This window comes from Anaerorhabdus sp. (assembly GCF_036657415.1).
GTDB lineage: Bacteria > Bacillota_I > Bacilli_A > Erysipelotrichales > Erysipelotrichaceae > Anaerorhabdus.
This window is the reverse complement of the sequence record NZ_JAVXGL010000109.1, coordinates 1-5,336: the sequence shown is the minus strand read 5'-3', so window position 1 is coordinate 5,336 and position 5,336 is coordinate 1. Positions and strand designations below refer to the sequence as shown.

Below are 5,336 nucleotides of genomic sequence, written 5' to 3'. Positions count from 1 at the left end.
CGGCTTTAGTACAACTTATGGCGAAAGAAGCGAAAAACGGGAATTCAAAGAAATATAATATTCTATTCTGGGTAAATACAATGTTAACAAATGGTCCACACGTTGCAATTCCAGTATTTGTAGGAATTCTGTTTAGTAGCCAGTTAGCTAGTTTGATTAATTTGATTCCAACAATCTTTCTCGATATTTTTAATCTTGCGGGTGGATTATTACCAGTCATGGGGTTTGCGTTATTGTTATCAATGATGGATATCAAAAAGTTCTGGCCATTCTTAATTATTGGATACTTCATGATTTCTTATACAAATACTACAGTTATTGGTTTATCTATTTTATCAGCAGGAATAATTGGGGTTTATCAATGGGTTAATAAGAATAAAAATAGTCAGGGGGTTACACTAGATGAAATTGACTAAAAAAACATTAAGAAATATAAAAATGCGACATATCTTTGGTATTCAACAAACATGGTCATATGATGTTATGATGGGTTCAGGATATTTATGGTCAATATTACCAGCAATTGAAGAATTAAGTGAAAATGATACTGAAAAAACAGAATTAATGGTTAAAAATATTCAATTTTTCAATACAAGCGCAATCTTCTCACCTTTGATTATGGGTGTTCATGTTGCAATGATGGAATCGAATCAAGATGAAATCGGTGAAAGTATTAAAACAGCTATGATGGGTCCTCTTGCAGGTGTTGGAGATACATTAGCGGGTGTTATTGTGAACCCAATTACAACATTAATCGCATGTCAATTTGCGCTGATGGGAAATTGGTTCTTAGGTTTAGGAATAATTCTTGCAGTGCGTTTAGGTTGGATTTTTGTACAATCAAAATTATTTGATTTTGGATATAATAAAGGACTAGAAGCAATTGAATCTACTACAAATAATAGTGCAATTGGAAAGAGTGTCGAATTAGTAACTATCTTTGGTGCGATAATTTTAGGAGGATTTGTACCTTCTATGTTGAGTGGCATTGAAGTTGGTTTAGAGTATGTAAGTAATCTAAGTATGAATGGTGAAACAATGGAAAGTATTGTTCGAGTTCAAGATATGTTTAATAATATATGTCCATACTTAGTTCCAATTCTATTATTAGTATTCTATATATTCTTATTGAAAAAAGGCAAATTCACATCAACAAAACTATTGATTCTAACATTTGTAATTGCGATTCTTGCTTATTTCACAAAAATAATCACTCTTGTTTAATGGTTATCGTGACCCCGTTATTAGGATGAAAATCTCAAAGGCGGGGTTTTTATATGAAACTAACAAGTAAATAAAAGAAGGAATTCTCACTATGGAGTGTTTCCTTCTTTGTGTAAATAAATTGTTTAACTAACTACCTTTCATAAATAGTTCCTCAAAATAACGTATTGTTTATAAATCTTATAAACTGCGTGTAACGATGACTGTCGCGATAATATAAAGAATCCAAATATGCACAGGATAGAAGATATAGAAAATATATTTAGAAAACTTAGTATTTGGTCCACGCTCTCCATTATAAAGATAGATAAATGGAATAACAGATGCGAAGAACCATTCACTATACATAATAGTATAAATATTAGGATTAGGCATTGATGTTACATAAGATAGAGTCAATGCTAGCATGACAAGTGACATACCAATTAACCAAATATTTCTTCCTTTTGGATTATCACGGTATTTGTAGAAGATAATCGCAAATAGTGGAACAATGAACATACCTTCTGCAAAAAAGAAGCAGACAAGGAAGATAAATATCGCAAGTATCTTACGAACGATATTAGGAATCTTATCAATCTTTTCATCATGGTGATAAATAAGAATTAAGATAGCACATGTAAGTGCAAGTGAGAAGATAATATTAGGATATATTGGTAGAATTGGCACACCAAATCCAAACAATAAGATTGAACTACCAGCCATCATGATGGCTGCAAAAGTGAATAAACGTCGACAGTATTCATAACGGTTATGCGTATGAATGAATCCTTCAACCAAAGTAAAAGTGAACCATAAAGCTACTGGACGTGTGATTAAATGAAATATCGCAATTAATTCAAATGGTAAGAAATTGGGGATGATTGATAAATGATCAACGACCATGAGAAACATCATAAATAGTTTGATTTGGTACGAATTGAATTTTTTCATTGTGTACTCCTTAATGTCTATATGACAAATAGTATAACGCATTCAACCTGAAATAGCAGTACAGTTGAAGGAATTTTAATACATTAAATGAATATGCAATAAAGATTGTGAAAATCACGAAAAAAAGGTAAACTAATAGATGTTCGAAAGGAAGTAGATAATATGTCATTAACAGCAGGAATTGTTGGATTACCGAATGTAGGGAAGTCAACGTTATTTAATGCAATCACACAAAGCCAAGTTGAAGCTGCAAACTATCCATTTGCGACAATTCAACCTAATGTTGGTGTGGTAGAAGTACCTGATCATCGCATGGATGAAATTATAAAAATAGCGATACCAAAGAAAATCATTTATACAACATTTGAATTTACAGACATTGCAGGTCTAGTAAAAGGAGCATCAAAAGGAGAAGGGCTAGGAAATCAATTCTTATCTCATATTCGTCAAGTGGATGCGATATGCCACGTTGTGCGTTGTTTCGACGATGCAGACATCACCCACGTAGAGGGTTCAGTAGATCCAATTCGTGATATTGAAATTATTAATCTAGAACTTGCGCTTGCCGACTTGCAAAGTATGGAAAATCGTTTAACGAAGATTGAACGTAAAGCACAAGCCAAAGATAAAGAAGCTGCAGCGGAATATGTTGTAGTGAAAAAACTTGTGGATGCATTACGTGAAGGTAAACCAGCACGTAGTGTTGAACTAGGAAAAGAAGAAATGGAAGTTGCGAGTGGTTATCAATTGCTCACAAGTAAGCCAATGATTTATATCGCAAATATGTCAGAAGAAGAAATTGCTGATCCAACTTCAAATCGTCATTTCAATACAGTTAAAGAATACGCTGCTAAAGAGAATAATGATGTTATCGCAATTTGTGCAAAAATTGAAGAAGAGTTATCATCATTGGATAAAGAAGAAAAATCAGTATTCTTACAAGATTTAGGAATATCAGAAAGTGGACTTGATCAAGTTATCAAATCTGCCTATCATTTATTAGGTCTTAAAACATTCTTCACAGTTGGTGTACAAGAATGTCGTGCTTGGACATTTCATGATGGTATGACTGCACCAGAATGTGCAGGAGTTATTCATACAGATTTCCAAAAAGGATTCATTCGTGCGGAATGCTTTAGTTATGATGATTACATGGAATACAAATCAGAAGCAAAATTAAAAGAAGCTGGTAAGCTTCGTCTTGAAGGTAAAGAATATATTGTACAAGATGGAGATATACTGCACTTTAGATTTAACGTATAAACACTCGAAAGAGTGTTTATTTAAAAGTTACAAATATGAATGAATTGTAATTTTTATGTAATTCCTAATGCTGAATATTTTAATGTGAATGAAAATAGAGTATATTAAAAGGGAATATTTAAAATTCAAAGAATAATAAGGAGAAGATTATAATGAATAGTGATACTTTAATAGAAGCTAAGGTAGCGAATATAAGAACTTTATCGAATGAATCAAAATTGATTATTCCTTTTTTTCAGCGCAAATATGTATGGACTGAAGAAAACTGGAAGGAATTGTTGAACAGTTTTATGAAAGAAGAAGTTGGGTTCATAGGTTCAATTATAGCTCAGCGAAATAAAAATTCTGTTGGATCACCAGAAATTGATATAATCGATGGCCAACAAAGATTAACAACTATTAATATTTTTTTAGTTGCGCTTTATGATTCTATTAAAACATCAGAGAAAACAAAATGGAAAGAAGATTTATATAGAATTTTATTTACGAAAGATAACGAAACTGGAGATTTAAGACAAAAATTAGAACATTCCCAAAAAGATAGAGGATGTTACATAAAAATTGTAAATGAAAATATGGAAATAAGACAAAAAGAAAAAGGCAGTAGTGGTATTGTTGGGTGCTACAACTTTTTTTTAAGTTCATTGAATGAAGAAGAATATAATGATAAATATAAGTTCGATAAATTTAAGTCACTAGTTAACTATACAGATGGTAGAAACTATTTTGTTTTAATAACTTTAGATAAAAATGTTGATGAGCAATCTATATTTGATACTTTAAACAGTGCAGGGGTGCCATTAACATCGGCGGATACTATAAAAAACGCTCTTTTTAAAAGGGTAAGTGATTTGTATAAACAAGAATTTAATGGTAATTGGGATAGTAAATTAAATAATTTATATAAAGAAAATTGGGAAAATATCTTTATAGATGATGATAGCGATGTATACTGGGATTCGACAATAATTACAGGAAGGATCAAACGATCAAATTTAGAAATGTTTCTTTATTGCTTTGCTATTATTAAAAACATGTATAATGCATATGAGAATACTATTTCAGATTTATCAAGAGTTTTTAAGGAAAAGTTAAGTAGTATTGATAGTTGTGATGAAATTGATCAATTTTTACATGATATCAAGAAGTATGCTAGAGTTTATAGAGATAGATTTGATTTTAATTTTAATAATATATTGTATAAATATGAAGTTACTTTAGAAGGTGTCCTTTTAAGATTAGTTCACCTTTTGAATCAACTAGAAAATTCTACAATGTATCCATATATTTTGAAAATTTTGGTCTGTGAAGTTAGAACCGATTTTGAAAAACGGGATCAATTACATAAACTTGAGAAATATATAATATTTAATCATTTGAATAGAGATACAACAAGAATTAAAAATTATAATAAGATGGTACTAACATTTTTAAACGATGATAAAAAGATAGATAAAGAGTTGGAGATGATTGGTGAAGATTATAGTTTTTCATTGTTAAAGAACATCTCTAATAAAATGGCTACGTTTTATCTTTTTTGGGTTGAGTTATTTAAGAGAAACTCTAAATTGCATGATACGAATGAACTGAGATATGCATATTCTTTAGAGCATATAATGCCAAAGAAATGGGAAAAAAATTGGGATAATATTCCTAAATTTGATGGATTTGGAAATCCATTAAGTGAAATAGATGCAATTAAATTTAGAAACGACCATATTCAAGAAATTGGAAATATGACCTTGCTAAAAAAGGCCTTGAATACCTCGATATCAAATGCTTCGTTTGATAATAAAATAGAAAAATTAAAAGAATATACAGATTTAACAATAACTAAAATTGATATTGTAGATTTATATGAAAAAAAAGGTCAAGAGGAATGGAATGAAGAAGTTATTGAGAATAGGAGTGAAGAT

General features: G+C 30.4%; 5 protein-coding genes. 4 read left to right on the top strand and 1 reads right to left on the bottom strand.

Annotated features, from left to right (window positions below; genetic code table 11):
• Both RSB60_RS10725 and RSB60_RS10720 read left to right on the top strand, forming a co-directional pair.
• On the top strand, positions 1 to 416 hold a 416-nt coding region (locus RSB60_RS10725), incomplete at its 5' end, for a PTS sugar transporter subunit IIC (protein WP_332616274.1).
• Complete coding sequence (locus tag RSB60_RS10720) at positions 403 to 1,224, top strand: PTS system mannose/fructose/sorbose family transporter subunit IID (RefSeq protein ID WP_332616271.1); 822 nt, start codon at positions 403 to 405, stop codon at positions 1,222 to 1,224. The genes RSB60_RS10725 and RSB60_RS10720, both read left to right, overlap by 14 nt.
• Before the next feature lie 180 nt (positions 1,225 to 1,404).
• Here RSB60_RS10720 and RSB60_RS10715 read toward each other — a convergent pair whose 3' ends face one another.
• Positions 1,405 to 2,157, bottom strand: coding sequence for a TraX family protein (locus RSB60_RS10715; RefSeq protein WP_332616269.1), 753 nt, complete (start codon positions 2,155 to 2,157; stop codon positions 1,405 to 1,407).
• Positions 2,158 to 2,319: 162 nt separating this feature from the next.
• On the opposite strand from RSB60_RS10715, the gene ychF reads away from it, so the two are divergent.
• Together ychF and RSB60_RS10705 are read left to right on the top strand one after the other, a co-directional pair.
• Positions 2,320 to 3,420 (top strand): redox-regulated ATPase YchF, encoded by a 1,101-nt coding sequence (gene ychF, locus RSB60_RS10710; protein WP_332475879.1) that lies wholly within the window; start codon positions 2,320 to 2,322, stop codon positions 3,418 to 3,420.
• Between the two features lie 152 nt (positions 3,421 to 3,572).
• Positions 3,573 to 5,336 (top strand): DUF262 domain-containing protein (locus RSB60_RS10705; protein WP_332616266.1); only part of this gene is annotated, 1,764 nt, incomplete at its 3' end.